Here is a 16,705-nt window from a genome sequence, read left to right on the forward strand (position 1 = left end):
ATAGCTCGAGTACGAGACAATAATAAAGGTGACCATATTGCGAGTGTTGATTGTAGAAGATAGCACCACGGTATCGAAAATATTAAAACACATGATTGTTCAGGATCTTGGATACCATGTGGATATCGCACCTGATATGTCGAGTGCATTGGTTTTTTTAGAAAAAAATCAATATTTTGTAGTGGTTGCAGATTTAAATTTACCCGATGCTTCTGACGGCGATATTGTCAAGTTAGTGGCATCGTATTCGACTCCTTGTATCGTACTGACTAGTAATCTAGACGCTGCTCAACGTCGAGAAATCTTGAAACTCAGCATCGTTGACTATATCCCAAAAGATAAACGTCACAGTTATCAATATGTGGTCAAGTTAATTGACAGACTTTATCGCAATCAAGACGTTAAAGTATTGGTTGCAGATGATTCGCTGGTGAGTCGTAAGTTTGTAAAAATGCTGCTTGAACAGCATTTGTTCAAAGTTATTGAAGCCAATGATGGTGAAGAAGCATTAGCCGTATTAGAGGCGCAGCCTGATATTCAGTTGCTTATCACTGATTACAACATGCCAAAGGTTGATGGTGTTGAACTTGTTTTGCGGGTACGTGAGCAGTTTAACCGTGAAGATATCGCTATCATTGGTTTGTCTAATGACAATGATGAAAGTTTGTCGGCAAAGTTTATTAAAAACGGCGCTAATGATTTTTTACAAAAACCGTTTGTGCATGAAGAGTTTCATTGTCGGGTGCTTAACACCCTTGATTCACTCGATATGATGCGTAATTTGTGGCGTAAAGCCAATCGTGATTATTTAACTAAAGCCTACACTCGGCGTTATTTTTTTGGTCAATACCAACAAAATGATTCTGAACAGAAACTGCTGTCAGTGGCACTATTAGACATTGATTTTTTCAAAAAAATCAATGATACCTATGGCCATGATGTCGGCGATGAAGTGTTAATTGAATTTGTGCAACGCTTAGAAAACGCCTTTGGAGCTAACTTTACTGTAGCGCGTTTTGGTGGAGAAGAATTTGTTGTTGCTTTTAAAGGTTTAGATGCCATTAAAGCTAGCCTACTAGTGAATAAATTTCGGGAACAATGTGAAAGCAACCCGATAATGACCTCGGCAGGGGATTTGTCTATTTCATTTAGTTGCGGCGTGTCTACCTTGAGTAATGAAACATTAGACCATGCACTGCAACGTGCCGATGAGTTGCTGTATAAAGCTAAAAATGCAGGTCGCAATAAGGTTGTTTCTCAGTAAGTTACTTCATCTGATGAGTTAGCTAATATAAGGCCGTTGATACTTGAGTATCAACGGCTTTTTTGCATCGATGGCTGTCCCGACAAGGTTAATTGTAAACCTATTGGTTATGCCTAAAGCAGCCAAGCGTAACTGAGTTTCATGAAATAGGTTTTTTCGTCTTGGGTTAACGAGTCGATGTCATCATTAGCAATAAATGCGTCTGAATAACCGAGATAAAACACGCTTTGGGGGTTAAGTTTATAGCCATAGAGCAATTCATTACCCATATCTTGATACAGTGTATTTGGACGTTGGTAACGATATAAGTCAGGGTCGCGCTCTATGCGAGTATACACACTGCTTAAGCGGATAAAACTGTTTAGCGTCAGCTGCCAATTGAGGCGCATATCACTGAGATTAGCGGTAAATAAACGACCATCATCGACGTCTAATGTCTGGTAGCGGTGTGATATATCAAGCACTAACGATTCCGTTAATTTCCATTCGATACCCGGATTCAACATAGTGATAGTTGCAGGCCTGTCATTAGCGAAATCAATGTCATCTCCATAGTTCACATCTAGTTCTAATTTCAGCGATCCAATAGGAGTGAAGTTGGTGTAAAACCAACCTAAGGTTTCATTAAATTCACTAGTGTTATTCTCTATATTAATAATGCTCGGGTTGTGGCGTCTGCCCACTCGTTGTCGTTGCACTATCCCTGTGGCGATAAAACTTTGAAGTCCGCCGTCAAACTCGATATACATTTCTGTTTCTTGCTCGAGTCGTTCGTTGTTTTGATTATGAGTAATGTCCCAATCGCCGCCGAGGTTGATTTTGCTGAAGAAATGATTATCTGGATACCAAATGTAGCCACCGCCAGCGACAAATTTTGCGACATCAATTTTGTCGATAAAGCCAAGATCGGCACGAAAGTCATCGCCTGTAGATTCGTAGTGAGTACTGGCATACCAATTACGGCGTTCGTGTTGATAACTAACCGCGTACATGTTGTCGTTAAAATTATCGTCTTTATGGGTGCGTAAAACGCGTTCGTTAATATTACAATCACCAAATTCACATCGTTCAGATGGTTGTAAACAATCATCCGTATTGCAAAAGTTAGTGAATAAATCGTCCGGATAAGCTGTTTGTGAATGCGCATATTGTGCGGTAAAAGTATCTTGTTTCGTCGGTTGGTACTTGATATCAACACTGGCAACATAGTTATGATAATCATCCGCTTGTTTTAAGGTCACTAGGCCACCGATTGAAAACTCTCTGCTGGGGTCAAATCGATAACGAGCCGCCATGTTATGACTTTGCTGATCTAATATCGCCACATCAGAACTTAAATTGCCTGGAACTAAAAACTGGGTTTGAGTGTCATTGGCCGCCAATATTGCAACAGTGTGGTTGTCGGTTTTACTGGTCAATTTTAAACCATAATCTGGCGAGCTAATATTGCGGGTGTGTAGCAAATCTAATTGGGTATCAAAGTAATCTTTGTTATCTAAGAAAAAGGCGCGCTTTTCCGGAAAGAAGAGTGCAAATGTGTTGTTAACATCTAGCTGACCCGCATCGGCTTCCACTTGAGAGAAGTCTGGGTTAATGGTGGCGTTAAGTAAGGTAGTCGGTGTGATCCCCCAACGTAAATCTAATCCAATATCGACATTACTGTCATCGCTCCAAGGTTGGGCTTGTGTTACGTCTCGTTGCTGGCTTTGATTTGCCACAATAGAGGGCGTGAGTTGTAAGTCTTTACCCTGAGTTGCGCCGGCTAAACCCGATGCGATACCTAATTGGCATAACTGACATGACACGTTACGGTCGATTTTATGAGTGGATAAGCGATGGGTTTCATTGCGAGGATAAAAGCGAATAAGCTCAATGCCCCAAGTTTGAATTGGATTACTGTCATCAAAATTAAACAGTCTTAAGGGGAGTTGTACCTCAACTTGGAAACCGTTTTTGGTCAGTTTACCTTTGCTATACCAAATCCCGTCCCACGCATCACTTTCTTGGCCTGTGAGTTCATTTTCTATGGAATCACTTTGGACGCCATAAGGGTTAATAAAAAATTGGTAGGCTAAACGAGCATTATTGAAGGTATCCAGTTTAATACCCACCATGTCATCGCCCCAGGATTTGTCTCGATCACGTAGATTTGCCCTAATATTGTCCGGATTAGGATCGTGAGCAGTAAACGCGAAATATAGGCTGGTGTTCGACGCATAGACTTTAGCTGTGGTTGTCACTGGTGCAGCGGTATTCTCTCCAGGAGAGGTTTCATAACGCAGTATTACCTCGGTAGCATGTTGCCATGTAGGCTCGTTAAAGTCGCCATCAAGCTCAATATCTTCATTGATGGTCGGGATGTCGAGATGAAATTGCTGGCTCGACCCCGCAAACGCAGCAAAAGATAATAAACTGCTTAATATTACCAATGCTAACGTGAATATAACGTCACAGGTGCGGGTTAATCGGTTGATTGGGGGTAAGCTGCTAGTTGGCATTAAGTCGTTGATCACTTTTACTCTATTTTTTATTTTTTGTTATTTGTCTTATTGTCGCAAAAAAGTCCTTAAAACGTAGGTCCGACTTGTACTAAAATCATCACTAAATTGTTACTTAATGTTAAATTAGCTTGCGTGAATGTAATAAAAAAGCCCGATAGTCGCTATCGGGCTTGTCTTGAGGCGCTGCAATCTAAGCTGGTCTACTGTTGGAGCATCCATACATCTAAGCATCTAAGCATTCATGCATCTAAGCATTAATTCTCTACAGATTAATCTGGGGCAATACTGCTATTTTTGTAGGCGTCACGATATTTATCGACCCACATAGCGGTTGCACCACAAATGGCTACCGGCATAACGATGAAGTTTACAATCGGTATCATTGAAAACACTGTCACGGTAGCACCGAAGCTAAAACTAGATCCTTTAGTATTTTTGAGGGCGAACTTCATATCATCAAAAGGCACTTTATGATTATCAAATGGATAGTCACAATATTGAATTGCCATCATCCACGCAGTGAATAAAAACCATAAAATGGGTGCCGCAGTTTGGCCGATAATCGGCAACCAAAATAACACTAAAAACAATAATGCTCGTGGTAAATAGTATTTTAGCTTAATCCATTCTCGACCAAAAATTCGCGGCAAATCTTTGATCATATCGACTGAACCGCCGGTGTTTAAGCTTTTTCCGGTGAGATGCTGCTCGACTTTTTCGGCCAACAAACCATTAAACGGCGCTGCAATCCAGTTCATTACGGAACTGAATAAAAATGACATTACCACTAGCATTGTCAGTACGGCTAATGGCCATAATAAAAAATTCAACCAGCTTAGATATTCTGGGAGTTGTCCATCCATCCAGGTAAATAATGCTGTTAATTGTCCTAGTGCAAAATACATCGCTGAGGCGAATAAGACTAAATTGATCATCAGCGGTATAAAGACAAATGAGCGCAAACCCGGTTGTTTAATTAATTGAAACCCTTGGATAAAATAATTCACACCACTTTTCTTGGCGATTATTGAATTGGTAACCATTGAGACTGCCTATTTTGTGACTTATATTGTTGATTTTGACGAGCCAAGCACAATAAAACAAGTGATAAACTGTGTCAAAAGGATAAAAATCGTTACAAAAAGCTGCTCAATTGCTAAAGTGAGCTGCTTTTTCCTTTTAATGCGTACCTGAACTGGCAACATGAGATTAAAACAAATAAAACTTGCTGGATTTAAGTCGTTTGTAGACCCAACTAAAATCCCATTTGATAACGCCTTATCAGCGATTATTGGCCCTAACGGCTGCGGTAAATCCAATGTGATCGATGCCGTGCGCTGGGTGCTGGGCGAAAGTTCAGCAAAGCATTTGCGCGGTGATTCGATGACCGACGTTATTTTTAACGGCTCATCGGCACGCAAACCCATTTCTGTTGCGGGTGTCGAACTGGTATTCGAGAACATTCAGGGAAGGCTCACTGGACAATATGCCAGTTATCAAGAAATCTCGGTAAAGCGACAAGTTAACCGCGACAGTGAATCAAGTTATTTCCTTAATGGTCAAAAATGTCGTCGAAAAGACATAACCGACTTATTCATGGGTACGGGTCTTGGGCCGCGTAGTTATGCCATTATCGAGCAAGGTACTATTTCACGCTTAATCGAATCTAAACCTCAAGAATTAAGAGTGTTTATTGAAGAAGCTGCAGGCATTTCGCGTTATAAAGAACGTCGCCGTGAAACCGAAAATCGTATTCGTCATACCCGTGAAAACCTCGAACGTTTAAACGATATTCGAGTTGAACTCGGTGCTCAATTAGACAAATTATCGCAACAAGCAAAAGCTGCTCTGCAGTACCGCGAATTAAAAAATAGCGAACGAGAGTTGCATAGCCAACTATTAGTGATGCGCTATCAGCAATTGTTGCAGCAAACAGACAGACTTGATGCCGAAACGGCCGAAGGTGAGCTTAAATCTGAAGCGTTAGCCAAAACCGCACAACAGGGCGACACCAGTGTTATTCAGCTGAAACAGCAATTGGCTGAGCTCAGTGATGCTGAACATAAGCTGGTAGAGCAATATTACCAAGCCGGTAATACCATGACCAAGCTTGAGCAACAGCTTGCTCATCAGCAACAGCAAGACTCTCAGTTACAGCAACAAATTCAAGTATTACAACAGCAAATCAAACAAGCTGACGATAATATTGTCAGCATGACCGATACTCATCAGCAATTGGTTGCGCAATTGGATACTCACCAACCCGCTTATGAACAGGCGAGTATTGTGCTTGAGCAAATCGATGAGCAAGTTTTTGCTATCGAAGAAGCGTGTGATGATCAGCAGCAACAAGTAACCCAATATGCTGAAATCTTAGCGACTCATAAAATGCAGTTGGCACTGAGCCAATCGACGCTCAGCCATCAACAGCAAAGTTTGGTTCAAAACGAACAGTACTTAGCTCAATTACAAACAGAGTTAGCTGTTTTAGCTCAGCAAGACAACCAACAGCAGTTGCAAAACAGCACGGCAGAATTAGCTAATGTTGAACAACAACTAAATGATAAACAGCTGCAGTACAGTCAACTTGAGCTTTCCTTACTTGAGCAGCAACAAGCCGTCACTGAATCGAGTGATGCTTATCAAACCCTTAAGCAAACTGTCACTCGTCATCATTCTCGATTGCAATTTATTGATGAGTTACTGGCCGATCATACTCAAGATGATGGCCAACAATTATGGCAAGTTATTGAGGTTGTGCCTGGCTGGGAGAAAGCGGTCGATAAAGTGTTACAAGGCTTAAGTCAATTACCTGTTCTAGGGTTGGGGCAAACATCTTCATTGAGCGTTTCTCCGCCTACAGTGGGTTTTGAACCACAGCATCAAGTGACGTATCCTGCTTTAACAACCCCAGTTAATTTAACGCCATGGTTACAACATGTTGTGTGGGCGTCCAGTCTCAGTGAAGCAAAGGAGTTATTACCAACATTGCTTCCTGAGCAATATATTGCCACTCAAGAAGGTTACTTGATAGGCAATGGTTTTGTGCTCAATCATACTCAGGCAGGGCAATCCGCTATTGTACTGAGCCAAGAGCGAACAAGCTTAAGCCAGCAATTAATAGAACTTGAGCAACAACAGCTATTGTCTCAGCAATCTCTGACATCGTTAACTCAACGGGCTGCGACCACTCAGGTAGAGCTGAATCAATGCCAACAGGCTTGTCATCAGTTGCAAATAGAGCAGACAAAACTGCACTCTTTGGTGACAAGTTTAACTCAACAAGCCGTTGAGAAACGCGATAAACAACAGCAATGCAGCCAATCAATCGCCAAGCTTGAACAGCAAATGGGTGATAAACAAATGCATGTCGATGCCCTTGAAGAACAAGTGCTGACGCAAGAAGATGCATTGTTGCAAGCGATGAACCAACACGATGTTGCTCAACAATCTTGGCAAACAAGCCAAGCTAAATTGCGTGAAACCAAAGTTACTCGCACCGATGCTGCAAATAGCGTTAAACAGCTGCAAGCACAAGTGCAACAACATGCTACCCAGCAAGCATTGAGTGAACAAAAATTAAAGCAACAACATGAAAAACAGACAGAATTAGTCAGTCAATTGACTCAGTTACAACAAATGTTGCTCGACAATCAGCAACAACAAGGTCAACATGATTTAAGTCAATTATCAATACAACTGGCGCAAGCACTCGAGCAGCAACAAGCATTACAGCAGCAATTACAGCAAAATCGGTCTCAACAAGCAGAGCTTCAAACCAGTTTAGACCGTTTAGTATTGATGCAAAAACAACAGCTTGTAGTGTTACAAGACTTGACTCAAAAGATAAGCACGTTAAAGTTACGTCGTGAGGGCTTAAAAGGGCAGGCGAATGGGCAGCTGCAATTGCTGCAAGAACAGCAAATTCAGCTACAACAGGTCATTGCCGACATACCTGAACATGCATCTGTTGATGTTTGGTCGCAACAGCTTGAAAAAGTAAAACAGAACATTATACGTTTAGGTGCTATCAACCTTGCAGCCATTGAAGAATTTGAATCGCAACGAGAACGAAAAGCTTATTTAGACAGTCAAGATGACGACCTAAATAAAGGATTAGCGATTTTAGAAGACGCTATCCGTAAGATAGATAAAGAAACCCGAAGCCGTTTTAAAGCCACATTCGAAACGGTAAACCATGATTTAGGGCTGCTATTTCCTAAAGTTTTTGGTGGGGGAAGAGCTTATTTGGCATTAACCGGTGATGACCTGCTTGAAACGGGTGTTACTATTATGGCGCAACCGCCAGGTAAGAAGAATAGCACCATACATTTACTTAGTGGTGGAGAAAAAGCGTTAACCGCTTTATCATTAGTCTTTGCCATTTTTAGACTGAATCCAGCACCTTTTTGTATGCTAGATGAAGTAGATGCACCTTTGGATGACGCCAACGTCGAACGTTTTTGTCGGTTACTGAAAGAAATGTCACAAAGTGTGCAATTTATTTATATCAGTCATAATAAAATAACAATGGAAATGGCTGATCAACTTATTGGCGTTACTATGCATGAACCTGGCGTTTCAAGAATAGTCGCAGTGGACATTGAAGCCGCCGTCGCCATGGCAGACGCGGTATAAATTTGCAAGACAGGGAATCTAATGAAAGATCTACAACTGGTGTTGTTCGTATTAGGCGCGATCGCAATTATTGCGGTGTTAGTGCACGGTTTTTGGTCGATTCGCAAACAACAACCTAAATCTATGAAACAAAGTCCGATGGCAGGATTTTATAAAGACCAAGCTAAACGTCGAGACTCTGAAGGTTTTGATGCCGATGGCATTGGCAAAGTGCGTGTACGTAAACCCGGTGAGGTTGAAGATGTAGTCATTAAGCCTGTATTAAAGACCAATTTAAGTCAAAAATCACACTCAGGTGCAACTAAGCTCACCGATACGCCTTTACAAGACTCACTGCGTCAGCCTGGTCCGCACCAAACTGAGCCAGAACATATCCAACCTAAAGTAGTACAGCCTGCGCAACAAAGCTTATTTGTTGAAGACGATGTTAAACCTGCTCCTACGGCAAGTACGTCAATGAATACCCCTAAAAAGATATTCAATACTTCAACCAGTACAGCCAAATTAGAAAGTTACACAGGTAAACCTGTCGCCGCCAGACCAGAACCCACTAAGCCAACGGTACAAGCCGCGGTGCCAAAAGTGGATGTTAGCCCTGAAGTAGCGGTTAAAGCCGAAGTAGAGGTTAAATCTGAGGTTATTACCCCTAAAGCGGATGCTCCAGTAAATGAACCTGTAGAGCCGACCGATGTATTAGTACTGCACATTGTTGCTAAAGCAGGCGAGCAAATCCAAGGCGCAGAATTATTGCCAAGTTTGTTGTCGCTCAATTTCAAATTTGGTGATATGGATATTTTTCATCGCCACATCGACAATGCTGGTACTGGCAAAGTGCTATTTTCACTCGCTAACATGTTAAAGCCTGGGATATTTGACCCGGATAATATGGAACAATTTGTCACCCAAGGTGTGGTGTTGTTTATGACCTTACCTGGCTATGGCGATCCATTGATGAACTTCACCATTATGCTGAACTCGGCTTATCAAATTGCCGAGGATCTTGGTGCTGAATTATTGGATGGACAACGCCAACCTTGGTCAGATGCAACCAAAAAAGATTATTTACGACGACTCAATGCGGCGTAGGTTGATGTTTTTATTAAGGCCGCAGCAGCGGCCTTAATTGTTTTATACCTTTACACTTTATCAAGTAAATCACGGTTACAACCTGTATGACGGATGCCACAATGCACGCTATTCAAACTGAAATGGATCAACTTACTCACACCATTAACCAACATAATATTCGTTATTACGTTGATGATGCTCCGTCAATACCCGATGCTGAATACGACAGATTAATTAAGCGCTTAACTGAGTTAGAACGTGACTATCCGCAATTTAAATCGGTAGATTCACCGACACAACGCGTCGGTGGTATAGCATTACAAAAATTTGCTCAAATTACCCACCTTAAACCGATGTTAAGTCTCGACAATGCATTTGAACAAACTGATTTCGCTGCTTTTAATAAGCGTATAACGGATAAAGTCGATAGCGTTGATTATGTTTGCGAACCTAAACTCGACGGTTTGGCCGTGAGTATTACTTATCGTTTTGGCGTTCTTGAACGCGCCGCAACGCGAGGTGATGGTAGCGTTGGCGAAGATATTACTGCAAATGTACGCACTATTCGTTCAATTCCTCTTAAGTTACGCGGTGAAGGATTTCCAGATTTAGTTGAAGTCCGTGGCGAAGTGTTTATGCCTAAAGCGGCATTTGAGGCATTAAACCAGCGTCAAATCAGCAAAGGTGACAAAGTCTTTGTTAATCCTCGTAACGCTGCAGCCGGTAGTTTGCGCCAATTAGACAGTAAAATTACCGCTTCAAGGGCTCTTGGGTTTTATGCTTATGCATTAGGTGTGGTCGAAGGCGAGTCACAACCGATGCAAACAAGCCACTATGGCCAACTAACACAGCTGCAACAATGGGGTATTCCCGTTAGTAGCGAAGTGAAAGTGACTGACTCATTAGAAAAAGTCTATGCATATTACGCTGATATTATGGCCAGACGCAGTGCGCTCGAATATGAAATCGACGGCGTCGTCATAAAGGTCAATGACATTGCTAAGCAGCAAACTCTTGGTTTTGTCGCTAAAGCCCCTCGATGGGCCATCGCCTATAAATTTCCAGCCCAGGAAGAAATGACCTTGTTAGAGTCGGTTGACTTTCAGGTTGGCCGAACGGGTGCTGTTACCCCTGTTGCCCGTCTCAAACCGATATTTGTCGGTGGCGTGACCGTGTCTAATGCTACCTTGCACAATGCTGATGAAATTGCCCGTCTTGGGGTGAAAATAGGCGACACAGTGATTATTCGCCGCGCAGGTGATGTTATCCCACAAATTGTTGCTATCGTGCCAGAACAGCGTCCAGTTGATGCGCAAGATATTATCTTTCCGCAACATTGTCCGGTGTGTCAAAGCATTGTTGAGCGTTTAGAAGGTGAAGCTGTAGCGCGTTGTAGTGGTGGACTTTTTTGTGAAGCGCAACGTAAAGAGGCGATTAAACATTTTGCATCCCGTAAAGCATTAAATATTGATGGCATGGGCGATAAAATCGTTGAGCAATTAATTGATAAAGAACTGGTCAAAACGCCAGCAGACTTGTTTTCCCTGACCGCTTCTAGCATCACGATGTTAGATCGCATGGCGATGAAGTCAGCCACAAATATTGTCGCGGCGATTAAACACGCTAAAGCCACTACATTGGCGCGTTTTTTATATAGTCTTGGGATCCGCGAAGTCGGCGAAGCTACCGCCGCTAATTTAGCCCAACACTTTGCCGAATTTGAGCGTATTCGAACTGCTAGCGTTGAACAACTGCTCGAAGTCGCTGATGTTGGTGACATTGTAGCAAAACACATTCGACAATTTTTTGCACAGCCACATAACATTGAAGTAATAGAGCAATTGCTTGAAGCCGGCATTACTTGGCCTGTTATTGAACAAGCTGACGAATCGCAGCTTAGTCTTAAAGGGCAAACGTGGGTGTTAACTGGTACGCTAACTCAACTTAATCGTAACGATGCCAAAGCCCAATTACAGGCTTTGGGCGCCAAAGTGGCTGGCAGTGTTTCGAAAAATACTGATTGCCTTGTTGCTGGTGAAGCAGCTGGCTCTAAATTAGCAAAAGCTGAAGAGTTGGGCGTTAAGGTGATAGATGAACAAGCTCTGATGGATTTATTAAATGCGGCTAACTAACATGAAAACTAGTATTGCTTTATTTATGCTGGTGCATGCCGATAAGAGTTTATTGTGAATTTTAGTAATATTACTTGGTTAGATGATCGTGGTCATATAAAACCGCCATTATTTTTGTATTTGATTTTGGTCTTTTTAGCCCGTGGCTGGTGTATTTTTATTGCATCCTTAACCCAGTTTAATGACCGTGCTGGTTTAGTAAGGTTATTTTATCCTGAAAAAAGCGATTTTGTATCGGCGCTAATTGCTGGTGTCGGGGCGATACTGATTTATGGACTTATTATTGCCGAGCGTAAACGCAGCTGGCCGATATTAATACCTTTGTTTAGACGTAGTGCTTGGTTTTTGTGGGGATTACTCATTATTGATGGACTATTTTTGTTCCAACGTATGATGCACGATGACTATTTGTTTAAAATTGGCTATTCGATTGATGCACTTTTTCTGTTTTGGTCAGTTATATATGTCTTCAAATCAAAGCGGCTATATTACTATTTTACCGACTGGACCCCTGATGATAGTACTGTGCAAGTCGAAACCATATCTGATGATGAGATTAAGCCAGATACGAAATAATGTACGACTTGGTATAAATACACTATTATTTATTGGTTTCCAAAAACATTAAAATGTATGACTTTGATACACATAGCTCTATTTCAAAAATGTTAGCGTAGAAATGACATTATCATCTCGGCCATAACTTGGCTAATGTGAAAAAGGATCAGTACTTTGGCTAAAACAGAATTAACACAAATACCTGTTTCGCAAATGGTTATCGGGTTAACCGTTAAGCTGCCTTTGTCATGGACAAGCCATCCTTTTTTTCGCAGTAAAGTAAAGCTTGAACAACAAGTGCAAATAGAGATGATCAAAGGTCTCGATGTGTCATTTGTTTACGTGATTGATGGCCATGATTTGCTGCCTAAAGTTGATGAGCCCGTTGAAATTGAGCCACCAGAAGAGGTTGTTGAACAAGAAATTGATTATCGACCTTTGGCTAAAAAAAGTATGCGAGTTAGCCAACAGCGCTTTGTAAAATCGGTTAACGATAGTCGAACCGTTTTTGGTAAAATAGTCAGCGATCCTGAAGGTGCTTATCGTGAAGCTGCCACCTTAGTCGAAGATTTAGTCGATCATTTATATGAAAGTGAAACCCCTCATTTAACGCTCGTGGGCAGTGGCGAAACAGATGTTAGTGTTACTCAACATGGTATTTCAGTTGCGGTGATCTCTATGATGATTGCCCACACATTATCACTGTCTAAAAAAGAGGTTCGTGACATTGCATTAGGCAGTTTGTTTCATGACATTGGTAAGTTAAAAGTCCCAGAGGCAATCCGGCGTAAAAAACGTGGTGAGTTAACTGACCATGAAATTAACTTTTTAAAAATGCACCCTAACTTTGGCCACGAGATGCTTAACCGCACCGGATTATTTCCTGAAGCCATGTTAGACATAGTGTTGCATCATCATGAGTTTATTGATGGTAGCGGTTTTCCTAATAATCTGACCGAAGCTAAAATTTTACCCACCACCCAAATAGTGTCATTAGCCAATGACTATGAAACCCTGTTACATCAATACCAGACGCCACAAGTTGCACTGGGTATTTTATTTAAAACTCACAGCAGTAAACACAGTGATAATTTAATTTCGGTTTTAGTTAAAATATTAGGTATTTATCCTCCAGGCACTATAGTGCGCTTAACCGACGAAAGCATCGCTAAGGTGATGATGACAACTGCCGATGTAAAACAGCCACATGTGTGGTCATGTAACCTCAGTGGGGGGGAACCTAGTTTTCGTTTTTTAATTAACGAAGATGTTCAAGTTCAAGAAGTGATGAAATTAGACGAATTATCTGAGGGTGCCATTAAAACATTGCAAGCCAATAGTCCAATTAGTTTTTACTTCAATAACTTCAATCATTAAAATTTAACGTCGTAATATCGAGAATACATGAATACAGTTACTATTATCGGATGTGGTTGGTTCGGTTTGCCGCTCGCGACACAATTAGTTAAGCAAGGTATTAAGGTAAAGGCTTCAAAACGTCACCCTGAGGATTTAGTCCAATTACAGCAAGCCGGTATTGATGCTTATCAGTTAGATTTGGCCAATGTGACTAACCAAGCAAAAAACTCGTCTTTATTCGATGCAGACGCTATCGTGATTAACATACCACCGGGACTTAGACGAGGCGAAACTGATTATCTTGGCTATTTAACTCAGTTAATAAACTTGATGGGTGAACGCCAATATCAAAAAATTATTTTCATCAGTACGACTGGGGTTTATCCTTCGCTAGAGCAAACTGTAACCGAACAAGATGCTGCTGCTTTTAATGATCCCAGTGGTACATTATTACAAGCAGAAGCGATGTTTTCAGCTATGAAAAATAGCTGTATTGTACGATTTTCAGGCTTGGTTGGACCTAAGCGACATCCCGGACGTTTTTTTGCCGGAAAAACGGATGTCAGTGGCGCCAATGTTGCGGTTAATCTGGTGCATTTAGATGACTGTGTTGCTGCTGTTAGCTTAATTCTTTCTCGCAACGATACTTTAGCTATTTATAATCTTGCTGCAAACGTTCATCCTACTCGTGGTGAGTTTTATGTTGCTGCCGCTGAGCATCTTGGGTTAAGTGCGCCAGAATTTAATCAACAACAACAACCCAATAAAACTATCGATGGGCAGTTAATCTGTCATCAGTTAGGGTTTACATATGCGTTTAATAATCCATTCAAAATGCTTGATGCTTGCTAAACTGGCATAGGCTATAATAGACAGAATATTTTGATTAAAAGGCGATTATTGTGACGACTCAAACTCAAGCGTTTGCATTACTTCAAGGTGATGAATTCGTAGAACTGTACAAAGTACTCAAAGTACTCGGTCTAGTGAACGGTGGTGGCGAAGCAAAGCATGTCATTACCGAAGGTCAAGTGACCGTCAACGGTGAAGTTGATACTCGTAAACGTAAAAAGTGTGTTGTTGGCGATGTCGTTTCGTTCAATGGCGCGACAATTGAAATTGTTCCTGCACAGTAAGGATTGATAAATGCAATTCCCAGAAGATGATAATGGCCAAATGTTGGCTGCAATGGCAGATGCCGGTATTGACCTTACTCAATCAATAGAAGTAGATTTCTTCTTGGTGTTTGACGATCAACGTGATGCCGAGTCAGCCTTAGAAGCATTAAGCCAAAAAGACCTCCAAGGTGAGCTTGAGCTTAACTTTGATGAAGAAAGCACCAAGTGGGAAGTGATTGTTTGCCTACAAATGGTACCTGAATACGCAACGCTTGTGGCTAAAGAAACTGAGTTAAATAACTTTGCCAAAGAGTTTGACGGTATTTCTGATGGTTGGGGCGTGATGCAAAACCAAGCCAGCGATAATGAATTTGCAGATGATGACCATGTTCACACTGAGCATTGTAAGCACTAACATTGCTAGCAACTAACATAGTCTTCACTATAGATTGAATTATTCAATTGAACAAAAACCGTTAATGCCCAGCATTAACGGTTTTTTGATTATATAAAGCGACGTAGTTTAGTCTTCTTTTATCTCATTAATGACTTCTTTGGTTTCATGTCCAATAGCTTTAACGGTATCGCGCGTCCCGTGACCGATAGCTGTGGTCACTTTTTTTGTGGTGTGACCGATTTCTTTGCCAGTCTGTTTTAATTCAGCACAGGCGGACAAAGATAGAATAAAGCTAAACGATATCAGTATTACGATGATTTTTTTACACATTGTAGTAGCCTTATCAATAATCTAATATGAGATGTATCATCAGCTTAGCGTCGTTGCTATTTCAGCATAACGGGTTTGATGGTTAAAGGGTGTAATCATGGAGTTAAATGGCACATTGATTGGCCAAATTATTTTCGTTTTAACCTTAGTTGTGGTGTTCTTCACCTTAAGATTTGCCAAGGGGAAAACCACAAATTTACCCTTGGTGGGTTTTTACGCTCTTGTGTTAAATCTCATTTTTGCCCCTGCTGGGTGGATATATTGCTGGTACTGGTCAACCAAACCGTTTTTATCCAAATAAATTCAAACTCAAGAAAAAAACGAACTCAAGAAAATCACAAACAACTAGGATGAGATAATAAACTGTTCGTTCTATTTTAGGTTAACTAATTTATGGAATATTAACCTCGGTTAATGGTGATATCAGAGACATATCCATGTTCTGTCGCTATTAAGGCTTGCTTGAGCATGGTGGCGGCTTCTGTTGCCGTCATAAAGCTTGATGTATTAATGTCTTTGCCACTGGTTTGCCAAAAGTCCGTTGCCATTCCTCCTGGATATACCGCAATCAATTTCATCGGGCTGCCTTTCAATTCTAATCGTAACGATTCTACCAATCCCTTTATGGCCCATTTTACGGCACAGTAAGTCGACTCATTTGCTTTGCCAGCTTGCGCTGCGGTCGACATCACGACTACTACAGTAACGTTGTGATCACGATAGCGACTAATAAGTTCACGCAGCACTAGAATGCTTGAAGTGAGATTGTTGTGTATTAACTGATTAATCGCTTCAGGTGCTTGTTGTTCGATAGGGCCAAAATAACCACTGCCAGCACAATGAATAACCTTGCTTGGCGGCGCTGATAAACGCGAAAATAATGCACTGACATCTTCGGCCACACACAAGTCTGCTGTGTGAGTTTGTACGTTAGCTTGCTCTGGTTGAGTTAGGCCAGCCATCACACCAGCTAATTTTTGCTCACTGCGACCTGTCACCAATAACGGTTGATTTTCTGCAGCATACAGTTGTGTTAGTGCAGCACCTAAGCCGCTACTTGCGCCGGTAATAACAATCATAATAAAACCTTCAGCTCAATATTTACTAGGCCGACTACTATAACAATGCCTAAGTGAACAGCAAAGCGGTTGTAATCCATTTCTCAAATCGATTTTCAAATCTGATGTTTAAGTCAATATAAGCTTATTAATGGGTAATACGTTATTTGGTCAGTGTTTATTAGCCCAAGCTGAAATTAGTTGGGTAAAGCTGAATAAATTACACAGAACGCTTTGTATTTTGACGATAAAGATTGTCTAATAACGCCTTATATTATGTCT

At 41.3% G+C, this 16,705-nt stretch carries 13 protein-coding genes; 9 read left to right on the forward strand and 4 right to left on the reverse strand.

Annotation, left to right across the window (positions count from 1 at the left end):
• Window positions 1-37: 37 nt before the first annotated feature.
• Window positions 38-1,264, forward strand: coding sequence for a diguanylate cyclase (locus AAEY99_RS10345; protein ID WP_351010411.1), 1,227 nt, complete (start codon window positions 38-40; stop codon window positions 1,262-1,264).
• Between the two features lie 113 nt (window positions 1,265-1,377).
• Here AAEY99_RS10345 and AAEY99_RS10350 read toward each other — a convergent pair whose 3' ends face one another.
• Both AAEY99_RS10350 and cysZ read right to left on the reverse strand, forming a co-directional pair.
• Window positions 1,378-3,762 (reverse strand): carbohydrate binding family 9 domain-containing protein, encoded by a 2,385-nt coding sequence (locus tag AAEY99_RS10350; RefSeq protein ID WP_351010450.1) that lies wholly within the window; start codon window positions 3,760-3,762, stop codon window positions 1,378-1,380.
• A gap of 272 nt (window positions 3,763-4,034) precedes the next feature.
• The gene (gene cysZ, locus AAEY99_RS10355) at window positions 4,035-4,808 is read right to left on the reverse strand and encodes a sulfate transporter CysZ (protein WP_101088060.1); all 774 of its coding nucleotides are present in this window, start codon (window positions 4,806-4,808) and stop codon (window positions 4,035-4,037) included.
• Window positions 4,809-4,968: 160 nt separating this feature from the next.
• Here cysZ and AAEY99_RS10360 point away from each other — a divergent pair, with 160 nt between their 5' ends.
• The 8 genes from AAEY99_RS10360 to AAEY99_RS10395 all read left to right on the forward strand — a co-directional run bounded on the left by AAEY99_RS10360 (window position 4,969) and on the right by AAEY99_RS10395 (window position 15,053).
• Window positions 4,969-8,403 (forward strand): chromosome segregation protein SMC, encoded by a 3,435-nt coding sequence (locus AAEY99_RS10360; RefSeq protein ID WP_351010413.1) that lies wholly within the window; start codon window positions 4,969-4,971, stop codon window positions 8,401-8,403.
• Window positions 8,404-8,424: 21 nt separating this feature from the next.
• Window positions 8,425-9,489, forward strand: coding sequence for a cell division protein ZipA (gene zipA / locus AAEY99_RS10365; RefSeq protein ID WP_351010414.1), 1,065 nt, complete (start codon window positions 8,425-8,427; stop codon window positions 9,487-9,489).
• A gap of 101 nt (window positions 9,490-9,590) precedes the next feature.
• Entirely contained in the window at window positions 9,591-11,603 is a 2,013-nt protein-coding gene (gene ligA, locus AAEY99_RS10370) for an NAD-dependent DNA ligase LigA (protein ID WP_351010416.1), read from the forward strand.
• Between the two features lie 54 nt (window positions 11,604-11,657).
• A complete protein-coding gene (locus tag AAEY99_RS10375) occupies window positions 11,658-12,179 on the forward strand; it encodes a DUF2919 domain-containing protein (protein WP_101088068.1) in 522 nt (173 codons plus the stop codon).
• Window positions 12,180-12,335: 156 nt separating this feature from the next.
• Window positions 12,336-13,538, forward strand: a complete 1,203-nt coding sequence (locus tag AAEY99_RS10380; protein ID WP_101088070.1) for a cyclic di-GMP phosphodiesterase — start codon at window positions 12,336-12,338, stop codon at window positions 13,536-13,538.
• Window positions 13,539-13,565: 27 nt separating this feature from the next.
• Complete coding sequence (locus tag AAEY99_RS10385; protein ID WP_351010418.1) at window positions 13,566-14,372, forward strand: SDR family oxidoreductase; 807 nt, start codon at window positions 13,566-13,568, stop codon at window positions 14,370-14,372.
• Window positions 14,373-14,422: 50 nt separating this feature from the next.
• The gene (locus tag AAEY99_RS10390; protein WP_101088074.1) at window positions 14,423-14,656 is read left to right on the forward strand and encodes an RNA-binding S4 domain-containing protein; all 234 of its coding nucleotides are present in this window, start codon (window positions 14,423-14,425) and stop codon (window positions 14,654-14,656) included.
• Between the two features lie 10 nt (window positions 14,657-14,666).
• Window positions 14,667-15,053 carry a ribonuclease E inhibitor RraB gene (locus AAEY99_RS10395; protein ID WP_162022792.1) on the forward strand — a complete coding sequence of 129 codons (387 nt, stop codon included), beginning with the start codon at window positions 14,667-14,669 and terminating at the stop codon, window positions 15,051-15,053.
• A 108-nt stretch (window positions 15,054-15,161) separates the two neighbouring features.
• Here AAEY99_RS10395 and AAEY99_RS10400 read toward each other — a convergent pair whose 3' ends face one another.
• Window positions 15,162-15,365 (reverse strand): hypothetical protein, encoded by a 204-nt coding sequence (locus tag AAEY99_RS10400; protein ID WP_101088078.1) that lies wholly within the window; start codon window positions 15,363-15,365, stop codon window positions 15,162-15,164.
• Window positions 15,366-15,766: 401 nt separating this feature from the next.
• Complete coding sequence (locus AAEY99_RS10405) at window positions 15,767-16,444, reverse strand: SDR family NAD(P)-dependent oxidoreductase (protein WP_101088082.1); 678 nt, start codon at window positions 16,442-16,444, stop codon at window positions 15,767-15,769.
• Window positions 16,445-16,705 lie beyond the last annotated feature (261 nt).

This window comes from Shewanella sp. S1-58-MNA-CIBAN-0166 (assembly GCF_040310085.1).
Lineage (GTDB): Bacteria > Pseudomonadota > Gammaproteobacteria > Enterobacterales > Shewanellaceae > Shewanella.